The 26,493-nt window shown below is 70.1% G+C and carries 28 protein-coding genes; 9 read left to right on the forward strand and 19 right to left on the reverse strand.

Features of this window, described 5'->3' with window-relative positions:
- Positions 1–6: 6 nt before the first annotated feature.
- The 5 genes from HNO83_RS03500 to HNO83_RS03520 form a co-directional block, all read right to left on the reverse strand.
- On the reverse strand, positions 7–414 hold the full coding sequence (locus tag HNO83_RS03500; protein ID WP_175336134.1) for a DUF6855 family protein: 408 nt from the start codon (positions 412–414) through the stop codon (positions 7–9).
- On the reverse strand, positions 411–1,289 hold the full coding sequence (locus HNO83_RS03505; protein ID WP_175336135.1) for a G1 family glutamic endopeptidase: 879 nt from the start codon (positions 1,287–1,289) through the stop codon (positions 411–413). Before HNO83_RS03505 ends, HNO83_RS03500 begins: the two co-directional genes overlap by 4 nt.
- Before the next feature lie 59 nt (positions 1,290–1,348).
- Positions 1,349–1,588: a hypothetical protein gene (locus tag HNO83_RS03510; RefSeq protein ID WP_175336136.1), complete on the reverse strand. Its 240-nt coding sequence runs from the start codon at positions 1,586–1,588 to the stop codon at positions 1,349–1,351.
- Positions 1,589–1,598: 10 nt separating this feature from the next.
- Positions 1,599–2,093 carry a hypothetical protein gene (locus tag HNO83_RS03515; protein ID WP_175336137.1) on the reverse strand — a complete coding sequence of 165 codons (495 nt, stop codon included), beginning with the start codon at positions 2,091–2,093 and terminating at the stop codon, positions 1,599–1,601.
- A 198-nt stretch (positions 2,094–2,291) separates the two neighbouring features.
- On the reverse strand, positions 2,292–2,681 hold the full coding sequence (locus HNO83_RS03520) for a carboxymuconolactone decarboxylase family protein (protein WP_175336138.1): 390 nt from the start codon (positions 2,679–2,681) through the stop codon (positions 2,292–2,294).
- Between the two features lie 95 nt (positions 2,682–2,776).
- Here HNO83_RS03520 and HNO83_RS03525 point away from each other — a divergent pair, with 95 nt between their 5' ends.
- Positions 2,777–3,367 carry a TetR/AcrR family transcriptional regulator gene (locus HNO83_RS03525; protein WP_175336139.1) on the forward strand — a complete coding sequence of 197 codons (591 nt, stop codon included), beginning with the start codon at positions 2,777–2,779 and terminating at the stop codon, positions 3,365–3,367.
- Positions 3,368–3,729: 362 nt separating this feature from the next.
- Here the strand turns inward: HNO83_RS03525 and HNO83_RS03530 are convergent, their stop codons facing one another.
- On the reverse strand, positions 3,730–4,701 hold the full coding sequence (locus tag HNO83_RS03530; protein WP_175336140.1) for a universal stress protein: 972 nt from the start codon (positions 4,699–4,701) through the stop codon (positions 3,730–3,732).
- A 144-nt stretch (positions 4,702–4,845) separates the two neighbouring features.
- On the opposite strand from HNO83_RS03530, the gene HNO83_RS20095 reads away from it, so the two are divergent.
- Together HNO83_RS20095 and HNO83_RS03540 are read left to right on the forward strand one after the other, a co-directional pair.
- Entirely contained in the window at positions 4,846–4,959 is a 114-nt protein-coding gene (locus HNO83_RS20095; RefSeq protein ID WP_349627073.1) for a universal stress protein, read from the forward strand.
- Positions 4,952–7,633, forward strand: coding sequence for a cation-translocating P-type ATPase (locus HNO83_RS03540; protein ID WP_249776476.1), 2,682 nt, complete (start codon positions 4,952–4,954; stop codon positions 7,631–7,633). Before HNO83_RS20095 ends, HNO83_RS03540 begins: the two co-directional genes overlap by 8 nt.
- 17 nt (positions 7,634–7,650) lie before the next feature.
- Here HNO83_RS03540 and HNO83_RS03545 read toward each other — a convergent pair whose 3' ends face one another.
- On the reverse strand, positions 7,651–8,232 hold the full coding sequence (locus HNO83_RS03545; RefSeq protein WP_175336141.1) for a DUF2202 domain-containing protein: 582 nt from the start codon (positions 8,230–8,232) through the stop codon (positions 7,651–7,653).
- A 150-nt stretch (positions 8,233–8,382) separates the two neighbouring features.
- Between HNO83_RS03545 and HNO83_RS03550 the strand changes: the two genes are divergently transcribed.
- On the forward strand, positions 8,383–8,820 hold the full coding sequence (locus tag HNO83_RS03550; RefSeq protein ID WP_175336142.1) for a RidA family protein: 438 nt from the start codon (positions 8,383–8,385) through the stop codon (positions 8,818–8,820).
- Positions 8,821–8,824: 4 nt separating this feature from the next.
- Here HNO83_RS03550 and HNO83_RS03555 read toward each other — a convergent pair whose 3' ends face one another.
- From HNO83_RS03555 to HNO83_RS03565, 3 genes are read right to left on the reverse strand one after another with little or no spacing between them, the layout of a single operon-like run.
- Positions 8,825–9,682 (reverse strand): transglutaminase family protein, encoded by an 858-nt coding sequence (locus tag HNO83_RS03555; RefSeq protein WP_175336143.1) that lies wholly within the window; start codon positions 9,680–9,682, stop codon positions 8,825–8,827.
- Positions 9,679–10,602, reverse strand: a complete 924-nt coding sequence (locus HNO83_RS03560; protein ID WP_175336144.1) for an alpha-E domain-containing protein — start codon at positions 10,600–10,602, stop codon at positions 9,679–9,681. The genes HNO83_RS03555 and HNO83_RS03560 overlap by 4 nt, the downstream gene beginning before the upstream one ends.
- The gene (locus HNO83_RS03565; protein WP_175336145.1) at positions 10,596–12,281 is read right to left on the reverse strand and encodes a circularly permuted type 2 ATP-grasp protein; all 1,686 of its coding nucleotides are present in this window, start codon (positions 12,279–12,281) and stop codon (positions 10,596–10,598) included. Before HNO83_RS03565 ends, HNO83_RS03560 begins: the two co-directional genes overlap by 7 nt.
- Before the next feature lie 189 nt (positions 12,282–12,470).
- Here HNO83_RS03565 and HNO83_RS03570 point away from each other — a divergent pair, with 189 nt between their 5' ends.
- Entirely contained in the window at positions 12,471–13,112 is a 642-nt protein-coding gene (locus HNO83_RS03570; protein ID WP_175336146.1) for an HdeD family acid-resistance protein, read from the forward strand.
- A gap of 75 nt (positions 13,113–13,187) precedes the next feature.
- Here HNO83_RS03570 and HNO83_RS03575 read toward each other — a convergent pair whose 3' ends face one another.
- Together HNO83_RS03575 and HNO83_RS03580 are read right to left on the reverse strand one after the other, a co-directional pair.
- A complete protein-coding gene (locus HNO83_RS03575) occupies positions 13,188–15,182 on the reverse strand; it encodes a S9 family peptidase (protein ID WP_175336147.1) in 1,995 nt (664 codons plus the stop codon).
- Positions 15,179–15,964: an SDR family oxidoreductase gene (locus HNO83_RS03580; protein WP_175336148.1), complete on the reverse strand. Its 786-nt coding sequence runs from the start codon at positions 15,962–15,964 to the stop codon at positions 15,179–15,181. The genes HNO83_RS03575 and HNO83_RS03580 overlap by 4 nt, the downstream gene beginning before the upstream one ends.
- Before the next feature lie 107 nt (positions 15,965–16,071).
- Between HNO83_RS03580 and HNO83_RS03585 the strand changes: the two genes are divergently transcribed.
- The 4 genes from HNO83_RS03585 to HNO83_RS03600 all read left to right on the forward strand — a co-directional run bounded on the left by HNO83_RS03585 (position 16,072) and on the right by HNO83_RS03600 (position 18,791).
- Complete coding sequence (locus tag HNO83_RS03585; RefSeq protein WP_175336149.1) at positions 16,072–16,572, forward strand: NfeD family protein; 501 nt, start codon at positions 16,072–16,074, stop codon at positions 16,570–16,572.
- Positions 16,569–17,561, forward strand: a complete 993-nt coding sequence (locus HNO83_RS03590; RefSeq protein WP_175336150.1) for an SPFH domain-containing protein — start codon at positions 16,569–16,571, stop codon at positions 17,559–17,561. The genes HNO83_RS03585 and HNO83_RS03590 overlap by 4 nt, the downstream gene beginning before the upstream one ends.
- Entirely contained in the window at positions 17,558–18,307 is a 750-nt protein-coding gene (locus HNO83_RS03595; protein ID WP_175336151.1) for a glycerophosphodiester phosphodiesterase family protein, read from the forward strand. Before HNO83_RS03590 ends, HNO83_RS03595 begins: the two co-directional genes overlap by 4 nt.
- A 112-nt stretch (positions 18,308–18,419) precedes the next feature.
- Positions 18,420–18,791, forward strand: a complete 372-nt coding sequence (locus tag HNO83_RS03600) for an RNA polymerase-binding protein RbpA (RefSeq protein ID WP_175336152.1) — start codon at positions 18,420–18,422, stop codon at positions 18,789–18,791.
- A 21-nt stretch (positions 18,792–18,812) separates the two neighbouring features.
- Here the strand turns inward: HNO83_RS03600 and lnt are convergent, their stop codons facing one another.
- From lnt to HNO83_RS03635, 7 genes are all read right to left on the reverse strand, one after another.
- Positions 18,813–20,381, reverse strand: coding sequence for an apolipoprotein N-acyltransferase (lnt, locus tag HNO83_RS03605; RefSeq protein ID WP_175336153.1), 1,569 nt, complete (start codon positions 20,379–20,381; stop codon positions 18,813–18,815).
- A 133-nt stretch (positions 20,382–20,514) separates the two neighbouring features.
- The gene (locus HNO83_RS03610; RefSeq protein WP_175336154.1) at positions 20,515–22,947 is read right to left on the reverse strand and encodes a DEAD/DEAH box helicase; all 2,433 of its coding nucleotides are present in this window, start codon (positions 22,945–22,947) and stop codon (positions 20,515–20,517) included.
- A 23-nt stretch (positions 22,948–22,970) separates the two neighbouring features.
- Positions 22,971–23,723, reverse strand: a complete 753-nt coding sequence (gene tatC, locus HNO83_RS03615; RefSeq protein WP_175336347.1) for a twin-arginine translocase subunit TatC — start codon at positions 23,721–23,723, stop codon at positions 22,971–22,973.
- 43 nt (positions 23,724–23,766) lie between these two features.
- A complete protein-coding gene (tatA, locus tag HNO83_RS03620; RefSeq protein WP_175336155.1) occupies positions 23,767–24,033 on the reverse strand; it encodes a Sec-independent protein translocase subunit TatA in 267 nt (88 codons plus the stop codon).
- A gap of 4 nt (positions 24,034–24,037) precedes the next feature.
- Positions 24,038–24,397, reverse strand: a complete 360-nt coding sequence (locus tag HNO83_RS03625; RefSeq protein WP_175336156.1) for a hypothetical protein — start codon at positions 24,395–24,397, stop codon at positions 24,038–24,040.
- 57 nt (positions 24,398–24,454) lie between these two features.
- Positions 24,455–25,429, reverse strand: coding sequence for a helix-turn-helix transcriptional regulator (locus tag HNO83_RS03630; protein ID WP_175336157.1), 975 nt, complete (start codon positions 25,427–25,429; stop codon positions 24,455–24,457).
- On the reverse strand, positions 25,422–26,492 hold the full coding sequence (locus HNO83_RS03635; protein WP_175336158.1) for a helix-turn-helix transcriptional regulator: 1,071 nt from the start codon (positions 26,490–26,492) through the stop codon (positions 25,422–25,424). Before HNO83_RS03635 ends, HNO83_RS03630 begins: the two co-directional genes overlap by 8 nt.
- Position 26,493 lies beyond the last annotated feature (1 nt).

Raw genomic sequence — 26,493 nt, forward strand, 5'->3', positions numbered from 1 at the left:
GGGCGGTCAGGCGCGCGCCCGCACCCGGTTGTTGCGCGCCTCGTGGGTGAGCTCGGCCAGGCCGAGGGCTTCCAGGAGCGGCGGGAGGTACATCCCGAAGCGCCCGCGGTAACCCTTCCGCAGTCCGTACCAGCCACCGACCGGATTGGATTCCGAGCGCCCCCACGCCTCGACCGATCCGTCGGGCGCGGGCTTCTGCTCATCGGCGGCACCCAGCGCCACCCACCCGTCCTGCTCGCGCAGCCAGGCGGTCAGGTCGTCGATGGCGCTGAGGTGGTAGCGCAGCGTCGTGGAGCCCACCTGGCACACCAGCGCTGGCGGGTCCGCGGTCTCGTCGCGCCACATCCTGTACTCGCTCGAGCCCGGGGCGGTCTTCAGGACCCAGGGGTCATCCTCCGTTCCCTCCGCGCTCACCGCGCGCTCACCACCTTGAACGCGTAGTCGGTGAGTTCTGATGGGGTGGCGAGCACCGTCGCGCCGTCCGCCATCGTGATCGCCTGGCCCGAGAGCAGGGACTGGTGGCCGGCGGCGTTGTAGGCGCTGATCTCGTCGAAGTACACCGTCCCGAAGCGGGCGAGCGACTGACCCGGGCGCAGCACGCCGTCGCGCGTCACGCCGGCATCCACCGTAATCGCCGGAGGGAAGCCGGTGTCGACACTGAAGCTCATTGTGCGCGCGGTGGTCTCGTTCGCGAAGAAGTAGGCGGCCGTCCCGGCCGCATTGGTGTTGAGGCAGAGGGACGCGCTGATCACGTCGCCCGGGCGGACCGCGAGCGCGATCGTCCCGATTCCCTGCGCCCAGAGCGAGCAGGTGATGGTCTGCGTCGCCGTCACGGTCAGCTGCGTGTGCACGTCGAGGAAACCGAGCCCGGCGAAGGTGTGGAGGCTGTTGATCCCGAACGGGTCGGGGTCGAACTGGAGGTCCGGCACGGTCCAGGTGAGGAAGAGCGACGTGAAGGGGCCGCTGCCGCTGATGAGCGAATAGCCGGCGGAATCGACCGGGTCCGGCCCGAGCGCGGACGGCGTCGCCGCCGGCAGGGGAGAGGGGTCCAGAACGACCGGGTTCAGGTGCTCGAAGTGCCGGTAGCGCGCAGCCTTCTGCTCCCAGAGCGCCGCGAGCCCGCCCTCGGTCGCGGCGTCCGGGCGCCGGGGGAGCCCGTGCCTCGCCAGTTCCTGCGGCGTCGCGTCGAACGGGTCGAACCCCGTCGGCGCCGGAGGGCGCAGCCGAACCCGCCCCGCCTGCTGCTTCGTCTCGTCGTCCATGTCGCGCCCCGCTCTCCGGTCGGCCACAAGGTACTCCTGCGGACCCGCCCGCGGGCATCCCGCTTCGCTCGCCGGGAGGGCAGGGACTACGGCTGTTCGCCCTCGGAGGGTTCGGGCCGGTCTCCGGTGTGCGGTGGGGCCACGGTCGCGCCGTTGCCCGACAGCTTGCCCGGGGTGTACCCGTCGCCCTCGTTGCGCGGAGCCGCCTGCGCGGCGGCCGCGTCGAGACCGATCACCTCGGCGGCGCCGTCGACGCTGAGCGATCCGGGGTTCCACTCGGGCTTTCCAGCGCTCGGTGACCCATCGGGGAGGTGCTCGTCGTTCATCGTCGTCGTCCTATCCACTTGTCGTCGGAGGCGCCACCGGCGTCGCGGCGATGATCACCGACACGACGATGCTGGCCGCCAGGATCGCGTAGCCGACCGACACCACGATCGCGCGTCGGTTCAGGCCGGGTTCCCGCTCGATGAAGATGTAGACCTTCTCGCTGGCGACGCGGTACTTCGCCACCAGCGGCGTCCACCCGAGAACGGCGGGCATGATCTTCTGGGGGAACAGGATCTTCTGCCAGCGCGGCTTCACCACGTAGAGTCCGCAGGCCGCGGCGAGGAACGACAGGCCCAGCAGCACGTACACCCAGATCGTCGAGTGGGTCGTCGCCTGGACGCTGCCGAGGATCGCGGCCGCGCCGGTGAGCAGTCCTGCGCGTGACTCCACCGAGGCAGCGCGCGCGTCCTGGTTGGTCAACGCCGCGTCCGCCTCGGCGGCGACCAGATCCAGTTGGGACGTCAGCGGCTGCAACTCCTGCTCGGAGTAGTCCTTCCAATCCATGGCGACCGGACCTCGCATTCATCCGTACCGGTGAGGTGCGGTCATTATGAGGCAAACTCAGTCGCTTTGGGGAGACCGCGTGTTGGCGAGACGTCGAAGGGTGGCGACAGCTACTCAACCTGACATAATGTGCATTATCAGTGCCCAACCGTCGGGGAGTTGCGTCGCCCGACACTGTGTGGAGAACGTCCGCAAGCGCTAGCCGTTCTCCGCGAACACTTCCGTCGCGACGCCGTAGCCTTCGAATGCCCTAGCGACACCGGCGTATGCGGCGAGCTGGATGAAGACCTCGACGATCTCTTCTTTCGTCACGCCGTTGTTGAGCGCGATCCGGAGTTGGCCACGCAGTGGTTCGAGCACCCCGAGCGTCGCTGCGATGGTCACAGAGACGATCGCACGGGTCCGGGTGTCCAGCCTGTCGGTGCGCGGCCACGCATCGCCGAACGCCTGGATGGTCGCGATGCGTTTGAAGTCGTCGGCGTTCTCCGGTTCGGTCGGCGCAGTGCCGAGGAACCGCTCGAGCCGGAAACCGAGCAGCCGCTCCGCCTCATCGAGCGCCGCGTCGTAATCGCGGGTGTCTTCCGTCATGTCGACCTCTCTAAGTAACTAATTGGTTACATACGACCATACGCGCCGCGCACACGAAATGCAACTAACCGGTTACTTGCCAGTAGAGTAGGCAGATGACACGGTTACGAGACGCGGACGCCACCCGCGCGCGCATCCTGGAGGCGGCCGCTGAGGAGTTCGGGGCCCTGGGCATCGCCGGTGCCCGTGTCGACCGGATCGCCGAGAACGCAGACGCGAACAAGGCCATGATCTACCGGTACTTCGGCACCAAGGACGAGCTGTTCGACGCCGTGTTCACCGCCCACGTCGTCGCCTTCGTCGAGCGCATCCACTTCGACCCCACTGACCTCCCCGGGTACGCAACCCAGCTCTTCGACTCCTACCAAGACAACCCGCGCACCCTCCGCCTCACCCACTGGTATCAGCTCGAGCGCCCCGACGGCGTGCCGCTTCGCGCCATCGTCGAGTCCCACCGCGTCAAGCTCAGCGCCATTGCCGACGCCCAAGCCGCCGGAACGGTGCCCGACCACTACAGCCCCGTCGAACTGTTAGCGCTCGTGCGGGGCATCGCGATGGCCTGGGACAACCTCGCCCCGCAACTCGGCAGTCCGACGCCCGTGCCTACAGAACGCCGACGCACCGCGGTGAGGGACGCCGTAAGCCGGCTCGTCGACGTGCCGAAGCGCCGATCGGACCGGACCTGAGCTGAAGGGCAGCTTGCCGTCGCCGCTCGCGCACGGCTTCCGCTCCCCCGCTTCACCCCGCATTCCCGGAAAATCCATCGCAGTCTCGCGCCACCCGAAGGTTCAGTTGATCACGAGCGACGCGATCCGGTCGTCGCGCGCGTGAATGTCCTGGTGCCGGCACCGTCGAATCGGTCGCTCGCGACGACGGCCTTCGCCCCGGCAGTCGCCGCGATCCTTCTCTTCACCTCATCATCGGCGCGAACGCGACCATCCTCGCCGCACTCTTGATGCTGGGCGGCATCCTCGCACTCCTCGCTGACGCCCGCTCCTGCCAGCTGGCCCACACGTATTGCTCCAGCAGCCGGCCGCACCCCGCAGCGTCAAAGCGGACGATGAATGTGCGGAATGACCAGCGTCGGGCAGGTCGCCCGCTGTGCGCTGTGCGTACTCACCGAGCCGAGGAGAAGACTGCGGAAGCCTCCTCGGCCTCGACTGCCGACCACGAGCAGGGCAGCCGCGGCAGTTGCGCGCACCAGAGTCTGGCCGGGGTCCCCCAGAGCGCCGATGCACTGCAGGTCGGCCTCCGGGTGTCGTTCCGCGATCGCCGCGACGGCCGCCTCCAGTTGGGTCCTCACCGTCTCGGAGGCCTCATCGAAGGACGGGACGTAGCCATCGCGCCAGAGCAGTCCTGGGGGGTGGTCGTCGATGGTCCAGCAGCGGATCACATCGATCGGGGCCGCGAGCGCGGTCGCGAACTGGAGGGCGATCTCCAGGGCGCGGTCGCTGTCCTTCGAACCGTCGTAGCCGATCACGATCGACCCTGGGCGCATGTCGGCCAGCTGACGCATGCCGGCCCGAGTCGAGAATGGGTCATCCTGCGTCGCACTGTGTTCTGTCCCGCCGTTGCGCACGATGAGCACAGGGCAGGTCGCCTGGTGCAGACAGCGGGCGGTCACCGACCCGAGGAGCAGCCCGCTAAGCCCTCCGAGGCCCCGTGAGCCCACGACGAGCATCCGGGCTCCGGTCGAGAGGTCGCTGAGAACGTTGGCTGCGCCGCCGAGCTCGACGCGGTAGTCCACCGGAAGGTCGGGGTGCTCGCTCAGCCGGGGCGCGCAGTCGTCAAGGAGCGATCGGCGGATGTCGTCGGCGATGTCTGGCAGGGTCGGGTCGGTTGCGAGGATGCGGGTGTAGGCGGGGACATCCGAGTCGAGGTGCCAAGCCCGCACGATCACGAGCGGGGCCGTGAAGAGTTCGGCGAACTCGATTGCTCTTGCCAGGGCCAGGTCGGCATGGCGGGAGCCGTCGTGGCCGACCACCACGGCTCCGCTCGCCGCTGTGCTCGGCTGAGCCATGAGGACCACCTGCCTTCCGCGAGTAGTCCGGAGCATATCGACTCAAGCCCAGGTGGTGGGAGGAGGACCTTCGCCTCTCCCCTGTCGCGCACTGGGCCACAACGCTGAAGGACATGACTGACACTCGAGGCACGGATCGTTCCCATCCCGGTCGGCTTCCGTGGGCTCGGCTCGGTGAGCTCGCAGTGCGCAGCCCACGCGCACTGTCCCGTGCTCATCGTCCGCCCCGAGGAGGCGAAGCCGACGGCGCATGACTGATACGCGACCGCCGCGGCCGTCCGAGTCCATAGGAGCGGAGCCCGAGGAGACTCCGCTCTGGCATTCCATGGGCGTCGACGTCGTGCTCCGGCAGCTGGGCACGTCGCCGTTGGGGCTGGCGTTGACGGAGGTGACGACTCGGCAACGACGGTACGGATCCAATTCGCTGCCTCTCGCACCTCCCACCCGGTGGTGGGTGGTGCTGTTGCGACAATTCGTCAGCCCGCTGATCGGCATCATGGTCGTCGCCAACCTGATCACGATCGTCCAGCAGCACTGGGTGGATGCCGCCGCGATCGGCGTCGTGCTCGTGCTCACCGTGACGCTCGGCTACTGGCAGGAGCGCAAAGCGGAACGGGAAGTCCACGCCCTCCGTTCCCTCTCCTCGTCCGTCGCCCACGTGCGCCGCGACGGGACGATCCGGGTCATCCCGGCTACCGAGGTGGTGCCGGGAGACATCGTGGCCGTGGTCGGAGGTGAACGGGTTCCCGCCGATCTGCGGATCGTGGAGGCGAATCGGCTCCGGGTGGACGAGTCGATGCTGACCGGCGAATCCCTCCCCGTGGCCAAGACCACCGCGCCCGTGCACCAGACCGCGCCGGTCGCGGAACGCCACGACATGGCCTTCAGCGGTGCTCTGGTCACCAGCGGCCGTGGCCTCGGGGTGGTCGTGGCCACCGGCCAGGACACCGAGCTGGGCGCGATCGAGAAGCTGATGACGGCACCGCCGCCGCCCACCCCGCTGCAGGTGATGACCCGGACGCTGGAATGGCGGATCGGCGGCGCCATCCTCGTGGCCGTCCTGTTCCTGTTCGTCGCCGGGCTGGTCAGCGGGTTCACCGTCAGCGACATGTTCCAGACCGCGGTCGCCTTGACGGTAGCGGCCATCCCGGAATCGATGCCCGTCATCCTCACCATCGCGCTCAGCGTAGGAATCTCGCGGATGGCCCGCCGGAACGCGATCGTGCGCAGGCTCCCCGCTGTGGAGACCCTCGGATCGACCACCGTGATCGCCTCCGACAAGACGGGGACTCTCACGCAGAACCGATTGACTGTGGAGCAGGTCTGGACTGTCGGAGGGTACTGGGAGCCGGGCATACCTGCGGACGCCCACACCGTCGCCGTGCTCCGGGCCGGCGCCCTCACGAACGAGTCCTCGCGCACGGGTACGGGCGAGCTCCACGGCGACCCCGTCGATGTGGCGATGAGCAGGGTCGCCCTGGACGCATCCGCCGTCTCGGCGGCCGAGACCACAACGGCACCGGAACGTCACACCCCTTACGAGCCGGCCCTCGGCTACTCACAGTCCGTCCGGGTGCACCCCGACGGGCAACGCGTCCTCTACGTCAAGGGCGCGCCGGAGACCTTGCTCGCAGCGAGCACCACGCTGCAGACACCGCACGGGCCCCGGCCGATGAAGGCCGGCGTCGTCAGCGAGGCCAACGCTGTGCTCGCACGGGAAGGGCTGCGCGTGGTGGCCACTGCATCCCGCCGGCTGGGACCGGACGAACTCACCACCGACCCGCTGCCGCCGCCCGAACGACTGGAGTTCCTCGGGCTGGAGGGGATGACCGATCCCCCGCGCGAGGGCGTCTCGGACGCCATAGCGGCGTGCGCGGCCGCCGGCATCGCCGTGAAGATGGTCACCGGCGACCAGCCGGCCACCGCCGAAGCCATCGCCGCCCGCCTCGGCCTGGTTTCCGAAGGACCACCCCTGACCGGGGCCGAGATCGCCGCGCTCGACGACAACATGCTCGCCGCCCGGCTCGAGGAGACCAGCGTCGCCGCCCGGATGGTCCCGCAGGACAAACTCCGCATCGTGCGGGCGTTGCAGAGCCGCGGCGAAGTCGTCGCCGTCACCGGCGACGGCGTGAACGACGCCCCAGCGCTCAGAGCTGCACAGATCGGCGTGGCGATGGGCCGCTCCGGCACCGATGTCGCCCGCGAAGCGGCCGGTCTGGTGCTGACCGACGATGACTTCGTCACCATCGTCCACGCGGTCGAACAGGGGCGGGTCACGTTCGCCGCGATCAGGAACGCGACGTTCTTCCTGCTCTCCACAGCCGTGGCTGCGGTGCTGGCGCTCTCGATCAATGTCCTGCTCGATCAGCCGCTGCTGTTCCTGCCGGTGCAGATCCTGTTCATCAATGTCGTCACCAGCAGCATCCAGGACATCGCCCTCGCCTTCGAACCGGCCCGCGGCGACGAACTCTCCCGGCCGCCGCGCTCACCCCAGGAAGGCATCCTGTCGCGACGCCTGTGGTACCGCACCTTCGTCACCGGCGCGTGGATGGGACTGATCGTGCTCCTCGTCTTCGGCTGGGCCCTCCACCTCGGAGACACCGTCGAGCATGCCCGGACACTCGCGCTCGTGCTGTTCGTCATCTTCAACGTCTTTCAGGTGGGAAACGCCCGCGCCGAGACGGTGTCACTGCTGCGCCTGAACCCGTTGAGTAACCCGCTGCTGTTCGCCACGGCGTTCGGTTCCGTCCTGGTCGTCGCAGCGCTGCTCGCCTGGCCGGCCGCGGCGGCTCTGCTCGGGCTCGCTCCGCTCACTCTCGCGGAATGGGGGATGATGGGGGCGCTCGCCCTCACCATCCTCGCCATCGTCGAAGCCGACAAGCTCATCTGGGCAGCTCTTGACCGTCGGCCGAGGACCCGCGCTCTGCGCTAGCTCAGGTGCGACTCTCGCTAGGTCAGGTGCGACTCGAACGCCTGGAGGTGATTCTGGGAGCCGGCGAGCAACCGCTCCATGACCGTGGTCGTGGCTGCGTCGGTGGTCGTCTTCAGATCCGCGCTCAGGTCGGCGATGTCCTTCTGCTCGATCGTGACCCCGGCCTTGTACGCCTCGATCACGCTTGCACTCCCCTGCTGCACGAGCTGGTCGTAGAGGCCCTGGATCTCCGGATCCGAGAACACGCCGGCCGACGTCGAGCGCGGGTCGGGGATGCCCTTCGAGGCGAGCAACGGCACCAGGAGTTGCTGATGCGTCACCTCGCTGGCCATGATGTTGCTGAAGACCTGCTCGCCCCAGAGCTGCGCGAACCGCTGATACACATCGTGCGCGAGCTTCTCCTCCTCGATCAGATACTGCAGGCGCGCCGCCTCGTCCCTCGGACCGGGGTCGGCGGAAGCTGGTGCGGACGCCGACGCCGACGGCGACGCGGTGGGACCGGTGCCGGTGCCGCCGGGACCGGTGATGCTGCAACCGGTCGTCGCCGTGAGCAGGGCGATGCCGAGCACCGAGACGAATGCCGTGGCCGTTCTTCGCACGGGGAGCTCCTGGTAAGACGGTGTAGCCCGAAGGCTACGTCCAGCGATCCTCTCGCGGTCGGGTCGAACGTCCCTTCGCGAGCTTGCCGAGCGTCGGCGGCCTCCCGGACAATGCTCCCAGGCGCCACGATGATCGCGAAGGAGCACGCTATGACGTCCAGCACCGACCCGGCTGGTCTCCATCCGGACGCTCCGAATCCCGGCCGCCTGCCCATCCCTGTCGACCCGCCGACGATGCTGCGCAGCCCGGCGTTCGCGCAGGCGATGATCGCGCCGGCCGGGCGCACACTGTACGTGGGCGGGCAGAACGGCATCGACGGCTCCGGGACGCTGCTCGACGGCCTGCGCGCGCAGACCGAGCAGGCGTTGCGCAACGTCCTCACCGTCCTCGACGCCGCCGGGACCGATGCCGACCACGTCGTCAAGCTGACGATCTTCCTAGCCGCAGGCGAGGACCCGACCGAGGGCTACGCCGCCGCAGCGTCCGTCTGGGGCGCCCACCGCACGGCGGTCACCGTCGTCGCGGTCACGCCGGCGCGACCCGGCGTGCTGGTCGAGATCGACGCCATCGCGACGATCCCGGAGTGACCCCTCACGCCTCCCGCGTGATCGACACCTGCACGAACAGGTCGGAGCTGCCGCTGCCCGCGTACACGCCGCGCAGTGGGGTCACGTCGGTGTAGTCGCGCCCGTGCCCGACGCGGATGTGGCGGTCGCCGATGGGAACGCCGTTCGTCGGGTCGTAGCCGTGCCACGAGCCGCAGTACCACTCCACCCAGGCGTGCGACTCCCCCGTGACCGTCTCCCCCACCACCGGCTCGGTCTTCGGGTGCAGGTAGCCGGAGACGTAGCGGGCCGGGATGCCGACCGACCGGAGGGCGCCGATGGCCACGTGCGCGATGTCCTGGCAGACGCCGCTCCGCGCCTCCCACGCCTCGGCCGCGGTGGTGCGGACCCCGGTCACGCCGCTCATGTACGCCATCTCGGACGAGACCGACGCGACGATCGCGCGCGCGGCGGCGCAGGGGCTGTCGACCGCAGGGCCCACGGCCGCGGCCACCGTCGCCGCGAGCTCGGCGAGAGAAGCGGGAGGCTCGGTCAGCGGAGTCTGCCCCGGCTGCTCCACGCACCCGGCCGAACGCGGGATCGCAGCACGGAGCTCGTCCCACCCGACATCGGCCTCGGAGTGCGTGCCCTCCACGACCTCCACCAGGCTGCTCGCGGTGATGGTCAGCTCGCGGTGCGCGTCCAGGATGTCGAAGGCGAGCACCCGCGTGCCCCAGTAGTCCGTGTACTGGTGGTGCGACGACACCGGCCGCACGTCGACGGACGAGTGAAGCACCAACTGCGCGTCGCTCGACATCGGAAGCATCCTGGCCTCGTTGTACGAGGCGCTCACGTCGCCGTCGTACCGGTACCCGGTGGTGTGCACGACCCGCAGCCGCTTCACGCCCTGTCCCCCATCCAGTTCAGTGCGACGTTCTCCGGGAAGTACCGCAGCGCGACCGCCTCCGTCGCCGCGCTCGTCGCATCCTGGATCCCCGCCATCGCGGCGGGGAGGTCGACGAGCACGTCGGCGACCGGGCGGAACTCCAGCTCGCCGCGCACCTTCCCGAGCATGCGCACCGCGTCGTCGGAGACCCCGGCGCGCTGGAGCCGCGGCTCGAGCTCGCGCAGCGACTCCAGTCCGCGTGTGATCGAGTACAGGATGGACCGCGGGAAGAGCCGGTCGTGCAGCAGGAACTCGGCCGCGTTCCGTGCGGACGGCATGCCGCGGTAGGTGCGCAGGTAGGCCTCGTACGCGCCGCAGGAGCGCAGGATGGTCGTCCAGCTCGCCCCGCTCGCCTCGGTCAGGGCGCGCGTCGCCAGCAGCCGTGCGGTCATGTCGGCGCGCTCCAGGCTGCGCCCGAGCGTGAAGAAGTGCCACGCCTCGTCCCGGCTCGCGCCCGACTCCATCAGCCCGACCGCGAGGGCCGTCCGCTCCCGTACCCAACTGAAGAAGCCGTGCACCTTGTCGCTCGTCACCTGGTGCGGCGTGCGGGCCGCGGTCGTGTTGAGGCACTCCCACAGCTCCGCCGAGATGATCTCCCGGGCCCGGCGCGCGTTCTCCCGCGCCGCCCCCAGCGAGTAGGCGATGGAGCCCGGCGCCGTCCGGTCGACCGCGAGCACCCGGAGCACGTCCTCGCGAGCGCAGTGGTCCGGCGCGGGGCTGCCCATGACGCCCAGCAGGGAACGGCAGGCCGTGTCCTCGTCGACCCACGGATCCTCCAGGAGCAGCTGCAGGTGCACGTCCAGGATGCGGGCGGTGCCGACGCTGCGCTCGAGGTAGCGGCCGATCCAGAACAGGGAGGAGGCGATGCGGCTCAGCACGTCGGCCCCCGCTCCCCCTCCGGACCCGCCTGCTGCTGCTGTTGCTGCTGGTCGCTGCGCGGCGCGTCCTCGGCGGAGTGGTCCTGCAGGTGGGCCGCCACGGTGCTTCCGACGTGCGGAGCGGCCTGGTCGGCGACGATCCCGGCGACGCGTGCGACACCGGGCAGGCCGTCCGCGGCGTCCGACCCGGCGACGCGCGCATCCGGCGCATCGGCCGCTCCGATGACCCACGTGTCCTTCGACCCGCCGCCCTGGCTGCTGTTGACGACCAGCTGCCCGGCACCGAGAGCCACCCGCGTCAGCCCGCCGGGCAGCACCCACACGTCGCGCCCGTCGTTGACCGCGAAGGGCCGGAGGTCCACGTGGCGTGGCCGCATGCCGTCCTCCACCAGGGTCGGGATGGTCGACAGCTGCACCACCGGCTGCGCGATCCACCCGCGCGGGTCGGCGATGAGCCGGGCACGCAGTTCGCTCAGCTGCTTGCGGGAGGCGTCGGGGCCGATCACCAGACCCTTGCCGCCCGATCCATCGACCGGCTTCACCACGAGCTCGTCGAGGCGGTCGAGCACCTCGGCCAGGGCGTCCGGATCCTCGAGCCGCCACGTGTCCACGTTCGGCAGCAGCGGCTCCTCCGCCAGGTAGTAGCGGATGAGCTCCGGGATATACGTGTACACCAGCTTGTCGTCGGCGACGCCGTTGCCGACCGCGTTGGCGATGGTGACGTTGCCCAGCCGGGCCGCCAGCATGAGGCCCGGCGTGCCGAGCATCGAGTCGACCCGGAACTGGAGCGGATCGATGAAGTCGTCGTCGATCCGCCGGTAGATGACATCGACGCGCTGCGGTCCCGACGTCGTGCGGGTGTAGACGTAGCCGCCCGTGCAGAACAGGTCGCGGCCCTCGACGAGCTCCAGCCCCATGAGCCGGGCGAGCAGCGTGTGCTCGAAGTACGCCGAGTTGTAGATGCCCGGGGTGAGCACCACGACGTTCGGGTCGCTCATTCCGCCCGGGGCGCTCGCCCGCAGCGCCTGCAGCAGCTTGTGCGGGTAGTCCCCCACCGGCCGCACCCGCATCGACGCGAACAGCTCGGGAAGGGTCTGCGCCATCACCCGGCGGTTGGAGATGACGTAGCTGACGCCGCTCGGCACGCGGACGTTGTCCTCCAGCACCCGCCACTCCCCGCTGCCGTCGCGGATGAGGTCGATGCCGGAGACCTGGATGCGCACCCCGTTCGGGCTGGTGATCCCCGCGGCCGCGCGGTGGAAGTGCGCGGAGGACGTGATGAGCCCGGCGGGCACCACGCCGTCCCGGACCGCGTTCTGGTCGCCGTACACGTCGCTCAGGAAGGCCTCCAGCACGCGCACGCGCTGCTGGATCCCCCGCTCCAGCCGCGACCACTCCGGCTGCTCGATCACCCGCGGCACCACGTCGAGCGGGAAGGGCCGCTCCTCCCCCGCGAAGTCGAACGTGACGCCCTGCGCCAGATAGGAGCTCGCGAGCGACTCCATCCTGCCGCGCAGCTCCTTCTGCGTCATCGACGCCAGCGCCGCGAACAGCTCCCGGTACGCCGACCTGCCATGAGCGGTTCCCGGGGCCACGGCGAACATCTCGTCGAAGGGCGCGCCACGGCCGCGTCTCCTCGCCGTCGCCGGGTAGGCGTACCCATCGAACAACTCGCCCATGCGCCGACGCTATCCACGCCGCGTTTCGCCCGCGTTTCGAACCTGTTGCGGGTCTGACGCCGGTCGTGGACGCGCGCGCCACCGCCTGGGCCGCGCCGGATCACCTCCTGACAACGCCTGCCCCGGGGCGCTAATGTCGGCCTCGACGACGCCATAGCGGCGGGCGCACCTCGAAGGGATGATGCAGCGATGAGCCTGAACGATCCGACCGACCCGATGTTCCACGAGTTCTCCATGGATGCCCGCCAGATGACGCGATCCGCGATCAACGCGATCCGCACGGCACTCGGCATCAGCGGCGCCATCGGCGTCATCCTGGGGATCATCCTGCTGGTGTGGCCTGAGAAGACCATCGCCGTGCTGGCCATCTTCCTCGGGATCTACTTCCTCGTCGCCGGCGTCCTCCGCCTCGGCGTCGGCATCTTCAGCCGCGGGATGCGCGGCGGCGCCCGGGCGCTCAACATCATCCTCGGAGTCCTGCTCATCTTCGTGGGCATCGTGGCGCTGAAGAACGTGACCACCGCGGCGCTGGCCCTGGTGATCTTCACGGTCGCCTTCATCGGCGTCGGCTGGATCATCGAGGGCGTCATGGCCCTCGCCGAGGCCGGGCGCTCCGGATCGGCCGGCTGGTCGATCGCCTTCGGCATCCTGAGCATCCTGGCCGGCATCGTCGTGCTGGTGCTGCCGGTGTCGTCGGCGGCGTTCCTGCTGCTGTTCGCGGCGATCGCGCTGATCGTGCTCGGCATCATCGGGATCGTCCGCGCGTTCACGTTCGGGCGCGAGGCGCTCAAGGAGATGGGCTCCACGACCGCGGAGCCGCGCGTGGCGTAACGCCGCTCCGCCGACGACGACGGCCCCGTTCGAGTGATCGAACGGGGCCGTCGTCGCGTTGGTGCGTGCGGGAACTCAGCGGTGGTTCGCTGCGCTCGGCAGGTGGCGGGCCCACCAGTCCAGGATGATGTCGAAGCGCTCCTGGCGGTGGCGCGGCCGGCCGCTGCGGCTCAGTTCGTGGTCCTCCCCCGGGAAGATCACCAGCTCGGTCTCGACGCCGCGGCGCTTGAGCGCTGCGTAGTAGCGCTCCGCCTGGCCGAGTGGGCAGCGCAGGTCGGCCGACGAGTGCAGCACCAGCGTCGGGGTGCTCACCTGGCCGACCACGGCCTGCGGGCTCTGCGACCGCATCAACTCCGGGTCGGTGCCGGTGTACTCGTCGCCGAAGAAGCTGCCGATGTCGCTCGTCCCCACGAAATAGTCGGGGTCGAGGAAGCCGCGCTCGACGATGGCCGCGGCGAACCGGTGGTCGTGCGCGATCGTCCACGCGGTCAGGTAACCGCCGTACGACCCGCCCATGATGCCGACCCGGTCGGCGTCGAGCCCCGGCGTCTGCGCGACGGCGCCGTCGAGGAAGTCGAGCACGTCGGTGAGGTCGACGATGCCCATCCGCTGCCGGATGATCCGCCCGTGCTCCTGCCCGTACCCGGCGGCGCCGCGCGGGTTGGACATGACGACGGCGTACCCCGCCGCGACGTACACCTGCGCCTCGTCGAACAGCGCGCCGGTGTACGAGGCGAACGGGCCGCCGTGGATGTTGAGGAGCACCGGATGCGGCCCCTCGCCCTCCGGCACGAGCACCCAGCCGTGCACCGGGTAGCCGTCGCGTCCGGCGATGGTCAGCTCGGTCGGCTCCACGATCCCGCGGGCGCGCAGCGGCGCCGAGAGGTCGGTCAGCCGGCGCACGCCGTCGCCGTCGATCAGCGCGACGTCTCCCGCCGTTCGGGCGTCCGCGAAGCTCACGACGACCGTCTCGCCCGCGACACCGGCGCCGCCGACGACGGTGGTGGCGTCGGTGAGCCGCCGGCTCTCCCCCGCCGCGTCGACCCGCGTGAGCACAAGCGCACCGCGGCTGCGGTCCTGCAGTAGCACGGCGTCGGCGCCGAAGGGTGTGATCGCGGACTCGGTGAAGTCGACGGTCTCCGGATCGGTCAGGCGGCGCGGCGCGGCGCCCTCGGCGTCGACCACGTACAGCGCGGCATTGCGGGCGACGAAGTCGCGGCCGCTCTCCCCCACGTCCTGCGCGGTGAAGAACAGGTCTCCGCCGTCGCCGAACCGGGCCTCCACGATGCTGAACGAGCCGTGGGCGCCGGTCAGATCGCGCGGCTCGCCGCCCTCGGCCGGCACGACGAAGACGTTCGAGCGCAGGTCGTGGTCGCGGCCGTCGTGCCGGGCCGACACGAAAGCGATGCGCGTGCCGTCGGGCGAGAACGAGATCGAGCCGTCGTCGAACGGCCCGTCGGTCAGCTGCCGCGGCTCGGCCACGGCGGGCGCCGGGTCGGTGGTGCCGTCGGGATGCGCCACCGGAGCAGGCGTCGGAGCCGACCAGACGTCGGGCGCCGCGACGGTGAACACGTGCGCGCGCCGGTCGTTGGTGTAGCCCAGGCCGTTCGCCTGATATTTCAGCGTGTCGATACGGCGGGCGGGCTCCCCGTTCGGGTCGATCCCCTCCACCGTCCCGTAACGGCCCTGCTCGGGCACCCGGCTGACGAAGGCGAGCGTGCGGCCGTCGGGCGACCACGCGAACTCGGACACGCCGAGCTTCCGGTCGGTCACGGCGACCGGCTCTCCCCCGGCCGCGTCGACGACATAGAGCTGCGGCGGACGCTTCGGCTCGGCTCGGAGGAAGGCGAGCAGCCGGCCGTCGGGCGAGAACGCGGGCGCCGTGTCGCGGAAGCCGCGGCTGAGCAGCTTCGGGGCGGCGTGGCCGGTCAGCGGGATCGTCCACAGCTGGCCGACGGTGGCGTCGGCCGAGAGTGACGGATGCGTGATCGACACGACAGCGCGACCACCGCCGGGGTGGACCGTGGGCGCCGAGACGCCGACGAGCAGGTCGAGGTCGGCCGGCCTCATTCCGCGATCTCGGACTCGACGACGGGCGTGAAGCTGGACACGTCGCCGACGAGGCGCGTGTGGTCGGCCGGGACCGGGTCCACGACCGCCGCGGCCACCTCGGCCGCGAACTCGCTGACGTTGTAGAGGCGGCCGGCGGCCTCCTTGCGCGCATCGATCGCGCCCGGGTTGAGGCGGTTGAGCAGCGTCGCGGTGATGGTGCCCTCGATCATGTCGCCGGAGACCACCACGAACTCCACGCCCTGCTCGGCGAGCTGCGGCAGGAGCGCGCGCAGCGCGTCCTCCCCCGCCCGCTTGCTCAGCGCCACGGCCTCGTACTCCGGCATGGTCGGCGTCGTGCGGATGTAGTGCGCCTGGTGACTGGTGACGAACACGACCCGCGAGCCTGCGCCCAGGAGCGGGAGCGCCGCCGTGAGCGTGTTCAGCTGTGCGTCGCGGTTGAGCTGCATGGCGTAGTCCTCGGCCATGCCGGACTCCATGCCGCCCGAGGCGTTGAGCACGAGGATGTCGAGCCCGCCCCACGCGTCCTGCACCGTCCGGAACATGGCCGCGACGGAGTCGCCGTCGGTCAGGTCGGCGCCGACCGCGATGGCCTCGCCGCCCGCGGCGACGATGCCGTCGACGAGCTTCTGCGCACGCGCCTCCTTATTGCGGTAGTTGATCACCACTCGGGCGCCCGCCTCCGCGAGATACTGGGCCGTGTCGGCGCCGATGCCCCGGGACGAGCCGGTGACGAGAGCGCGCTTGCCTGTCAGCGAGCCGGGTGAGAGAGGGTTTGCCACGAATACTCCTGAAGCGTCGATGTCTTGCACCTGAGACTACCAAGTGGGTCCGACGCGGCGTCGGCGGGTGCTGGTACGTTCGTAGCAAGCAGCGAAAGGGGGACGTCATGGACATCACGTCCTTCGCCTGGATCGTGTGGCTCGTCCTCATCCTGGTCTTCATCATCATCGAGATGCTGACGCTCGACTTCGTGTTCCTGATGATCGCGGTCGGCAGCGTGGGCGGCCTGGTCTCCGGCCTGTTCGGAGCGCCCTGGTGGCTGCAGCTGATCATCGCCGCGGTGCTCTCGGTCGTGCTGATCTTCTTCATCCGGCCGCCGCTCCTCCACGCCCTCAAGAAGGGCGGAGATCCCGCCAAGAGCAACGTCGACCGCCTGATCGGGATGGGCGGCGTGGTCGTCTCCACGGTCACCCGCACCGCCGGGCTCGTGAAGCTGCAGGTCGGCGAGACCTGGACCGCGCGCCTGGCCCCGCTCGACGGTTCGCCCGCGGAGCTCGTGCCCGGAGAGCACGTCATCGTCGTCTCGATCGACGGCGCCACCGCCGTCGTCACCCCCGCCCCCGTCTCCGCCGGAACCGACGGCCTCACCGGAAGGACCGCCCCGTGACCGATGCCACCCAGCTGGTGGTGACCATCGTGGTCAGCATCATCATCCTGATCATCGCGATCTTCGTCCTGGTCACGCTGTTCCGTGCGATCCGCATCATCCCGCAGGCCCGCGCCGGCGTGGTGGAGCGGCTGGGGCGGTACCACAAGACGCTGATGCCGGGTCTGAACGTGGTCGTGCCGTTCATCGACAAGGTGCGGCCGCTGATCGACATGCGCGAGCAGGTCGTGTCCTTCCCGCCGCAGCCGGTCATCACGGAGGACAACCTGGTCGTCTCGATCGACACGGTCGTCTACTTCCAGGTCACCGACGCCCGCGCCGCGACCTACGAGATCGCCAACTACCTCGGCGCCGTCGAGCAGCTGACGACCACCACGCTCCGCAATGTGGTCGGCGGCCTCAACCTCGAAGAGGCGCTCACCAGCCGCGACAACATCAACGGCCAGCTGCGCCTCGTGCTCGACGAAGCCACCGGCAAGTGGGGCATCCGCGTCTCCCGGGTCGAGCTCAAGGCCATCGATCCGCCCACGTCCATCCAGGACTCGATGGAGAAGCAGATGCGCGCGGAGCGCGACCGGCGTGCGCTGATCCTGACGGCCGAGGGCACGAAGCAGTCCGAGATCCTCAACGCGGAGGGCCTCCGCCAGGCCGCCATCCTCCGCGCGGAGGGCGACGCCAAGGCCGCGGTGCTGCGCGCCGAGGGCGAGGCGCAGGCGATCACCACAGTGTTCGGCGCCATCCACCAGGGCAACCCGGACAACCTACTGCTCGCCTACCAGTACCTGCAGACGCTGCCGAAGCTGGCGGAGGGCGCCTCGAACAAGCTCTGGATCATCCCGAGCGAGCTCACCGAGGCGCTGAAAGGCATCGGCCAGGCCTTCGGACCGTCGGGAGCGGCGCGGGGCGACGGTACGGCCGCCGCCGCACCGGATGCGGTCGCCGACGCTGCCGCGACGAGCGCACCGGGCACACCTCCGTCCGCACCGTGACCTTCCTCGCAGGCAGGCCGCCGCGCGTCATCGCGCACCGCGGCCTCGCCCTCGACGCGCCGGAGAACACCCTACTGGCGTTCCTGCGGGCGCTGTCGGCGGGGGCGACCCACCTGGAGACGGACATCCACGTCTCCGCCGACGGCGTGGCCGTGATCGCGCACGACCCCGGTCTCGGGCGCGTCGCCGGGCGGGAAGTGCAGGTCTCGCAGCTCACCATGCCCGAACTGCGCCGGATCGAGCTCGGCCACGGCCAGGGCTTCTGCTCGCTGGCGGAGGCGCTCGATGCGTTCCCGGAGGCCCGGTTCAACATCGACGTCAAGGATCTGCGCGCCGCGGCGCCCGCCGTCGAGGTCATCCGCACGGCACCGGCGCAGGACCGGGTGCTCATCACCTCGTTCGCGACCGACCGTCGCCGGGCCGTCGCCGACGCCTTCCCGGGCATCGCCTCCTCCCCCGCCGTGCCGGAGTTCGCGCCCGCGCTTCTCGGCGCAAAACTCGGCGTGGCTCCGCTCGTGCGCCGCTCGCTGCGCGGCTTCGCCGCCGTGCAAGTCCCCGAGCGGCGAGGCCCGGTGCGCATCGTCACGAGACGCACCGTCGAGCGCTTCCACGCCGCCGGCGTCGAAGTGCACGTCTGGACGGTGAACGACCCCAAGGACATGACGCGACTGCTCGATCTCGGCGTCGACGGCATCGTCACCGACCGGTGCGATCTACTCGCCGCCCTGGTGAAGAGCCGCCGCTGATCCGCCTCCGGACTCTGTGAGGCCACTGGGAGAACGCGCCGCCCGGAAAGAGAATCCCCAGCTTGACGGTTTATAACTGTGAGGATTCGCGCGCACAGAGGAGAACCACACAATGGCAGATCGCAGCTTGCGCGGCATGAGACTCGGCGCCCAGAGCTTACAGAGCGAAGAAGGCGTCGTCTACTCTCCGCGTTCCCGTTACACCTACCTTTGCCCGACCTGCGGCAAGGAGACCGAGGTCGTCTTCTCGGCCGAGGCTGAGGCCCCCGACAGCTGGGAGTGCAAGCACTGCGGCCAGGAGGCCCTGCGACTCGTCGGCGACACACCCGTCGAGGTCGACCACTCGGACGTCAAGACGCCCCGCAGCCACTGGGACATGCTGCTGGAGCGCCGCACCCGCGCCGAGCTGGAGGAGCTCCTGGAGGAGCGCCTGCAGTACCTGCGGGCTCGCCGCGGCACCAGCGAGCACAAGCACAGCGCCTGAGCGGCGCCACGGAGGCCGCTCTCACCGAACCGGTGGGAGCGGCCTTCTCATGTGCGGGCGGCTGTTGCGCCGGCCGATCGCCGCGGTGAGCATCCCGAACAGGCCCAGCCCCGCGACCAGCAGCTCGATGCCACGGCTGAGCAGGACCGCCGGGGTCGTCGTCGTCCCGAGCGGCACGTCCGCGACCATGTGACCGGGCTTGAACGGCGGGATGGAGCTGAGAGTCCGTCCATCCGGCCCGATGATCTGGCTGCTGCCGACGGTCGAGATGTTCACGAGCGACCGGCCCGCCTCGATCGCGCGCAGGCGTGCGATGGCGAGCTGCTGCTGGTTCTCGTCGGTCTCGCCGAAGTCGGCGTTGTTCGTCTGGGCGAGGATCACCTGCGCTCCCCCGCGCATCATGTCCGTGAGGAGCTGGTCGTCGACGATGTCGAAGCAGATCGAGATCCCGGCGCGGACGCCGTTGATGTCGAAGACGTTGTCCCGCGTCCCCGGCGTGTAGTCGCGTCCGATGAGATCGATGAGAGACGGCGCGAACGGCCGCCAGAAGGCGCGGTCGGGCACGTACTCGCCGAACGGGACCGGGTGCTTCTTGTCGTAGTAGTCGACCGCGCCCTTCCCGGCCTCCCACTGCAGCGAGGAGTTGTAGAACCGGCCGTCGCGCTGGGTGATGGAGCCGACGACGAAGGGGGCGCCGAACTTCCGGCTCAGGGCATCGAGGATGGCGGCGTTGCTCGGATCGCGGGTCGGGTCGGGCATCGCCGAGCCCTCCGGCCAGACCACCATGTCGACCTTCTTCGCACCGGTCGCCTGCGCGGACGGGATGCGCAGCGTCTCCGCCACCTGGGTGTCGAACACCGCACCGGGCGGGGCGTCGTCGAAGTAGCCGGCCGGGCCGTTGCCCTGCACCGCGGCGATCCGCGTGGTGCCGTGCGTGGTCGCGGGCCACGCCGGGATCGCGAACACCACAGCCACAGCCGTGGCGGCGAGCAGCGCACGTTGCACCGTCCGGACGTCGATCGCCCCCGGCAGCTCGAGGAGAAGCTGGACGAGCCACACCATGACGAAGCTGACGCCGGAGATCCCGAGCCACGCGACGAGTGGCGCGAGCGGGCTGGTGGACTGCGATTCTGCGACGCGCCCCCACGAGAAGCCGCCATACGGCCACGTGCCCGTCACCAGCTCCCGCAGCACCCACAGCCCCGCCACGATCACGGGGAGCAGGCCCAGCCTCCCGAGCAGCGTCGGGAACGCGCGGGGCACCCACCGGTACGCCAACGTGATCAGGATGCCTCCGACACCCCAGAACAACGCCTCCAGCGTCGACAACGCCACCCAGGGGATCGGGCCGAGGTACAGGGCCGTCCAGGAGACATGCACGAGGTAGAACGACTCCCCCGCAAGCCACCCGACCAGGAACGCGGAGCCGGCGCGGCGACCGTGCTGGGCCAGCAGCACCATCGCGATGCCGACGAAGGTGAGCGGCCAGATGTCCTTGTCCGGGAAGCCGGCGTCCAGCACCGGGCCGGCTGCGATCGCGGTGAGGACCGCGAGCCACAGCGGGAGGCGGGCTCGCGGAACGGTGTGCACGAAGGGAGAGCCTAAGCCATTCCGCTGTGGCGGCCGCCCAGCAACACCCTCGCGTCTGCTGTGCTTCGTCACGTGTGCGGGTGTGCGCGCAGCCGCGCACGTTCCGCTGGGCCGCAGTCGCTCGCGCCGGCCCCTAGGCGACCGACGAGTAGGCGACGATCCCGCGGCGGATGGACTCGAGGGCCTGCCGCGCGACGCGGCCGACGTTCCCCTGCGCGACGAGCGACAGCTGGTCGAGCAGGTCGATCGTCTGCTTGGTCCAGCGGACGAAGTCGCCCGCGGCCATGTCGGCCTCGCTGAGCACGGCGTCGAGGCTCTGGCCGCGGGACCACATCCACATCGCCAGCGAGATCGCCGTCGACGGCGGCTCGCTGCCCGGAAGGCGGTTGTCCTGCTCCAGATCGTCGAGCCGGCTCCACAGCTCGGTCGTGCGCTCCAGGGCCGGGCGGAAGGCGCCGCGCGGGAGCGTGCGCTCGTTGGCGAGGCCCTCGTCGCGCCGCGGCTCGAAGACCAGCGCGCACGCCATGGCGGCGAGGCCGGGGGCGTCGAGGTCCTTCCAGACGTTGCGTCGCAAGCACTCCGCCACCAGAAGGTCCCGCTCGCCGTAGATGCGCTTGAGCGTGCGGCCGTGCACCGTGAGGGCGGTCTCGCCGTCCTCCGTCGCCAGGTAGCCCAGCTCCAGCAGGACGTCCGAGACCCGGTCGAACACCTTCGCGACAGCGCCGGTGCGCGATTGGATCTGGGCACGCAGCCGGTCGGTGTCGCGCTTGAGCTTCCACCAGCGCTCCGCCCACCGGGCGTGCTGCTCGCGCTCGGTGCAGCGGTGGCACGGGTGGTCCTTCATACGCTTGCGGAGGGCGGCCAGCTGGTGCTGACGCTTCTCCCGGTCGCCGTTCGACGCCGACTCGATCCGGGAGCCCTTGCGCTCCAGGTCGGTCAGCTCGCGGCGGATCGAGAAGTACTCCTTGAAGTCGCCGAGGTGGCAGGTCATCGCCTCCTCGTACCCCGCGAGCGACTGCTCCTGCTGCATCGCCTTGCGGGCGAGGTCCACCACCGCGCGGTCGGCCTGGAACTGGGCGAACGACGACTCCAGGATCTCGCGCGTGCGCGTCCGGCCGAACTGGTCGATCAGGTTGACGGCCATGTTATACGTCGGCCGGAAGCTGGAGTTGAGCGGGTAGCTGCGGCGGGAGGCGAGCGAGGCCACCGACTGCGGGTCGAGACCGTCCTCCCACTGGATGACCGAGTGCCCCTCGACGTCGATGCCGCGCCGGCCCGCGCGGCCGGTCAGCTGCGTGTACTCCCCCGGCGTGATCGGGACGCGCGCCTCGCCGTTGAACTTCTCCAGCTTCTCCAGCACCACGGTGCGGGCGGGCATGTTGATGCCGAGCGCGAGCGTCTCGGTCGCGAACACGACCTTGACCAGCTTGCGCCGGAACAGCTCCTCGACGACCTCCTTGAACGCCGGGAGGAGACCGGCGTGATGGGCCGCGACGCCGCGCTCCAGGCCCTCCAGCCACTCCCAGTAGCCGAGCACTGCGAGGTCTTCGTCGAGCAGCGTGCGGCAGCGCTCCTCCACGATCTCGCGGATCTCGTCGCGCTCGTGCTTCTCGGTCAACCGGATGCCGGAACGCAGCACCTGGCGAACCGCCTGGTCGCAGCCGTTGCGGCTGAAGATGAAGAAGATCGCCGGGAGCAGATTGCGGTCGCCGAGCAGGGAGACGAGGTCGGCCCGGTTCATCCGGAACCCGTCGGGGCGGCCGCCCTTCGAGTGGTAGCGCCCGACATCCCGCATCTGCCGGCTGCTGAGCACCCGGCCGCCGTAGCGCGCCATCTGCACCAGCTCGGGGTTCACCCGGTTGGTCGCGGCGAGCCCCGACGAGTCGAACAGGTCGATCAGCTTGGAGCGCATCAGGATGTGCTGCTCCAGCGGCACCGGACGCTCCTCCGACACGACGACGTCGGTGTCGCCGCGCACCGCCTGCAGCCAGTCGCCGAACTCCTCCGCGTTCGACACGGTGGCGCTCAGCGACACCATCCGCACCTCCGACGGCAGGTGGATGATGACCTCCTCCCACACCGCGCCGCGGAACCGGTCGGCCAGGTAGTGCACCTCGTCCATCACGACGTATGCGAGGTCGGAGAGCAGGTCGGAGTCCGCGTAGAGCATGTTGCGCAGCACCTCGGTCGTCATCACGACGATGCGCGCGTGCGAGTTGATGTTGGTGTCGCCGGTGAGGAGGCCCACCGACTCCGGCCCGTACGCCTCGACGAACTCCTGGAACTTCTGGTTGCTGAGCGCCTTCATCGGCGTCGTGTAGAAGACCTTGGCGTTGGCCTCCCGCATCGCCAGGAACACGGCGAACTCGGCGACGATCGTCTTGCCCGCGCCGGTCGGCGCCGCGACGAGCACGCTGCGGCCGCGCTCGAGGGCCGCGCACGCCTCCCGCTGGAACGGGTCGAGGTCGAACCGCAGCCCCTCGCGGAAGGTCTCGAGCAGCGGCTGGCGGGCTCGGTCACGAGAGGCGGCGTACCGCTCCGCCGGCGAGAGCGTCTGGTCGGTCACGGGACCAGCCTATGCCCGGTCGCTCAGGTGGCGAGCTCGGCCTCCAGGCGGCTGGCCGCCTTGGCCGCGCGCCGGTCGTGCAGCCACGCGACGCCGTATGCCGCGAAGTACAGGGCCACCATCGGGATCGCGAGCAGGAACATCGAGAGCACGTCGGCCGCGGGCGTGGCGATCGCGGTGAAGAGGGCGATCAGGATGAGCGCCCAGCGCCACGACGCGATGATCGACTTCGCGCTGATCACACCGACGAAGTTGAGCAGCACGAGGAAGACCGGCAGCACGAACGCGATGCCGACGGCGATCACGAGCTTGAGGATGAAGTCGAAGTAGGTCTTCGCCTGGATGATCGCGGAGTCCGGTTCCGGAGCGAAGCTGGTGAGCAGGCTGACGATGTGCGGGACGAGCAGCCAGCCGGTGACTCCGCCCGCGATGAACAGCGGCACCGCGGTGAAGAAGAACCCGAAGCCGTACTTGAGCTCCTTGCGCGTCATCGCCGGCACGAAGAACGCCCAGATCTGGTACAGCCACACCGGGCTGGAGATGATCGCACCGATCGTCACCGCGACCTGCATCTTCAGGTCGAACGCGCCCGTGATGCTGTCGTAGTTCAGCATGGCCTCGCGGCCCTGCTGCTTGGCGATGTCGGTGATCGGTCCGCGCAGCGCGTTCATCACGTAGTCGCTGAGGAACCACCCGATGACGGCGCCGACCAGCAGGGCGAGCGCGGAACGGAAGAGGCGTTTGCGAAGCTCGATGAAGTGCTCGGCGAGCGTCATCCGTCCTTCGCGGTTCTTGCCTCGCTTCGTGGAGGCCACCGGACTAGGACTTCGGGTTCGACTCGGTCGAGGGGTCGACGGGAGCGGGCGCCGGGGCGGCGGTGTTCTGCGCCGTGCCGGTGGTGCCGTCGGCCGGCTTGTCGGCCGCGCCGTCCTTGCCGTCCTTCTTCAGCTCGTCGACCTCGCCCTTGAAGATCCGCATCGACTGGCCGATGCTCTTGGCGAGGGCCGGCAGCTTCGGCGCACCGAAGAGCAGCAGGATCACGGCGAGGATGATGAGCAGGTGCCATCCGGTCAGTCCTGCGAACATGAGATCAGGTCCTTCTCAAAAGGTGGGCGAAGCGATCCGGAACCGTCGCCGGATCCACATCGACCAGTAGTCTACCGCGCCTGACCCGCGCATCCCTGCGAGCTTGCCTTGCGAACGCGCGCTCGGTCAGGTGCTCCTGACGCTTCGCGGAGAGCTCCGCCGCGTCGGCCAGCACGGCCGGCTCGAACGTCTCCTGCAGCTCCTCTGCGCGGCGGGACAGTACATCCGCCTTCTCCATCAGGGCGGCGGCCTCGCGCCCGGCGGCGACCACCTTGCGGAACAGCCACCAGGCGAAGAAGGCGAGCATGCCGAGCAGACCGAGCACGAGCACGGTCCAGATCACCAGCCACGACCACCAGGGCATGCGCCCAGCCTACCCGTCGCCCTGGTCGAGCTGCTGCCTGCTTTGCGGCCGGAGAGGTCAGCGGTACCGCTCGACGCCCGCGCGCGCCCAGCCGGCCACGACCTGACGGGCCTCGGGCGGGTCGAGCACGGTGAGCACGCCCGACAGCCCCGCGACGAGCCGCTTCAGCCCGTGGAAGTGCGCCACCCGCAGCCGCGTGCGCACGACGCCGTCGCGCGCCTCGCGCTCGGCGCCCTCGGGGATGTAGTCCTCGATCAGCGGGATCGCCGACGCCGAGAGCTCGACGGTCACGAGCAGATCCTCCGGCGTGCCGGTGAACAGCGTCTCGGGCAGCTTGACATCGCCCGGACGGTAGGTGATCGGCTCCTCGGTCGCCACCAGGTCGTCGATCCGGTCGAGCCGGAAGGTCCGGATGGCGGTGCGCAGATGGTCCCAGCCGCGCAGGTACCAATCCTGGTCGACCGACTCGATCCGCAACGGGTCGACCCGGCGGCGCTCCCGCTCGCCCCGCGAGCTGAGGTAGTCGAACTCCACCTGGACGCCCGCGATGACCGCGTCGCGGATGGTCGCGAGGGCCTCGTCGGTCTCCGATCGGGCCACGGCGACCTCGCTCGGCGCCGCCGACGCTCCGCGCGCGAGCTTCGCCATGAGCGAGCCGATCGCATCCCGGTCGGCGTTCTCGGGCAGCGCCGTCAGGTACTGCAGCCCGGCGATCAGCGCAGCCGCCTCGCGGGCGGAGAACCGGGGCGAGTCGTCGATCGCGACCTGGTGGGTGAGGACGATCTGATCGTTCTCCTCGAAGTCGTCCCAGGCGATGTCGAACAGGTCGCCCGGCTGGTACGCGTTCGTCTCCCCCGGGATGCCGGAGACGGCGATCAGCCGCACGGCGTCGCGCAGCTGCTCCTGGTCGACGCCGAAGTGCTCCGCGGCTTCGGCCACGCTCACCCGGTCGCGGTCCATCAGGTACGGGACGAGGGCGAGCAGGAACGCGAGCTTGTCCTGCGCCTGCATGGGTCTCTTGCGCTCAGCCATCGTGCCCCTCCCCCGCGGCGGTGGAGAACGCGGCGTCGTCGTGCGCCGCGAGCGTCGCCTCCAGCCGGTGCAGCACGTGGTCGCGCAGTTCGGGCGGCGAGAGCACCAGCACTTCCGGGCCGAAGGACGCGAGCTGGTCGGCCAGGATGTTGGTGTCAGAGAAGTTGACGGTCAGCCGCACCGGCTCCCCGTCTGCCCCGACCGGGACGGCGTCGCCGTAGCGCTTGCCGAGCCGCGTCGCCGCGTCGGTGCCGGCCGTGACCTCGATCTCCGCGAGGTTCGACTCCCAGATGCGCTCCAGCTCCAGCAGCGCGCGCTCGGCGAAGGGCTCGCCGTCGACCCTGTACTGCTCCGGGTCGAAGACGCGCGACGTGAGCTTCACCGCTCCGACGATCCGCGAGAGCAGGAACGTCCGCGAGCCGTGCGCTTCCTGGTCGATGCCCTGGAGGTGCCAACGGCCCTGGTGCTGCACGAGCGAGAGCGGCGCGACGGTCCGCTGGCGCGATGCGCTCTCGCCGGGCTTGAGGTACGGGAACTGCACCATGACGTGCCGTTCGAGGGCCTGGCTGAGCGGCTCGAACGCGGACTCGCGGACGCGCAGCCGCGGGGCGTACCCGACGACGGGGTCGTCGGCCTCCACGCCGAGCGATCGCAGCTTCATCAGGGCGCGGCGCGACTCCCCTGACAACGACCCCTCACGCCACACGGCGGCCGCGAGGCTGAGCAGCGCCAGCTCCTCCGGCGAGAAGCTCACGTCCGACGGGAGGTCGTATGCCCCTTTCGGAATGCGATAGCGCAGCAGCTGGTTGTTGCCCGACGCCTCGGGCGCCTCCACCGTCTCCAGCGGCACACCGAGCTCGCGGATGTCGTCCTTGTCGCGCTCGAACTGCCGTTCGAGGCTGCTGTTGTCACCGTGCGGCTCGTACCGCTGCCGGTACCCCTGCACCGTGGAGAGGATCTCGCTCTTGGTCAGGCCGTTCTCGGTCGCCAGCAAGGCCAGCACGAGGCTGAACAGGCGCTCCTCGACCGGGACGCGCGCGGGCGAGGCGGGAGAACGGGACACC

It is taken from the genome of Leifsonia sp. C5G2, assembly GCF_013359685.1.
Classification (GTDB): Bacteria; Actinomycetota; Actinomycetes; order Actinomycetales; family Microbacteriaceae; genus Leifsonia.

Coding starts and splice junctions, on each gene's coding strand:
- HNO83_RS03510 (WP_175336136.1), bottom strand. CDS start 1,588: ATGAACGACGAGCACCTCCCCGATGGGTCACCGAGCGCTGGAAAGCCC.
- HNO83_RS03515 (WP_175336137.1), bottom strand. CDS start 2,093: ATGGATTGGAAGGACTACTCCGAGCAGGAGTTGCAGCCGCTGACGTCC.
- HNO83_RS03520 (WP_175336138.1), bottom strand. CDS start 2,681: ATGACGGAAGACACCCGCGATTACGACGCGGCGCTCGATGAGGCGGAG.
- HNO83_RS03525 (WP_175336139.1), top strand. CDS start 2,777: ATGACACGGTTACGAGACGCGGACGCCACCCGCGCGCGCATCCTGGAG.
- HNO83_RS03530 (WP_175336140.1), bottom strand. CDS start 4,701: ATGGCTCAGCCGAGCACAGCGGCGAGCGGAGCCGTGGTGGTCGGCCAC.
- HNO83_RS03540 (WP_249776476.1), top strand. CDS start 4,952: ATGACTGATACGCGACCGCCGCGGCCGTCCGAGTCCATAGGAGCGGAG.
- HNO83_RS03550 (WP_175336142.1), top strand. CDS start 8,383: ATGACGTCCAGCACCGACCCGGCTGGTCTCCATCCGGACGCTCCGAAT.
- HNO83_RS03565 (WP_175336145.1), bottom strand. CDS start 12,281: ATGGGCGAGTTGTTCGATGGGTACGCCTACCCGGCGACGGCGAGGAGA.
- HNO83_RS03570 (WP_175336146.1), top strand. CDS start 12,471: ATGAGCCTGAACGATCCGACCGACCCGATGTTCCACGAGTTCTCCATG.
- HNO83_RS03575 (WP_175336147.1), bottom strand. CDS start 15,182: ATGAGGCCGGCCGACCTCGACCTGCTCGTCGGCGTCTCGGCGCCCACG.
- HNO83_RS03585 (WP_175336149.1), top strand. CDS start 16,072: ATGGACATCACGTCCTTCGCCTGGATCGTGTGGCTCGTCCTCATCCTG.
- HNO83_RS03600 (WP_175336152.1), top strand. CDS start 18,420: ATGGCAGATCGCAGCTTGCGCGGCATGAGACTCGGCGCCCAGAGCTTA.
- tatC (WP_175336347.1), bottom strand. CDS start 23,723: ATGACGCTCGCCGAGCACTTCATCGAGCTTCGCAAACGCCTCTTCCGT.
- tatA (WP_175336155.1), bottom strand. CDS start 24,033: ATGTTCGCAGGACTGACCGGATGGCACCTGCTCATCATCCTCGCCGTG.
- HNO83_RS03625 (WP_175336156.1), bottom strand. CDS start 24,397: ATGCCCTGGTGGTCGTGGCTGGTGATCTGGACCGTGCTCGTGCTCGGT.
- HNO83_RS03630 (WP_175336157.1), bottom strand. CDS start 25,429: ATGGCTGAGCGCAAGAGACCCATGCAGGCGCAGGACAAGCTCGCGTTC.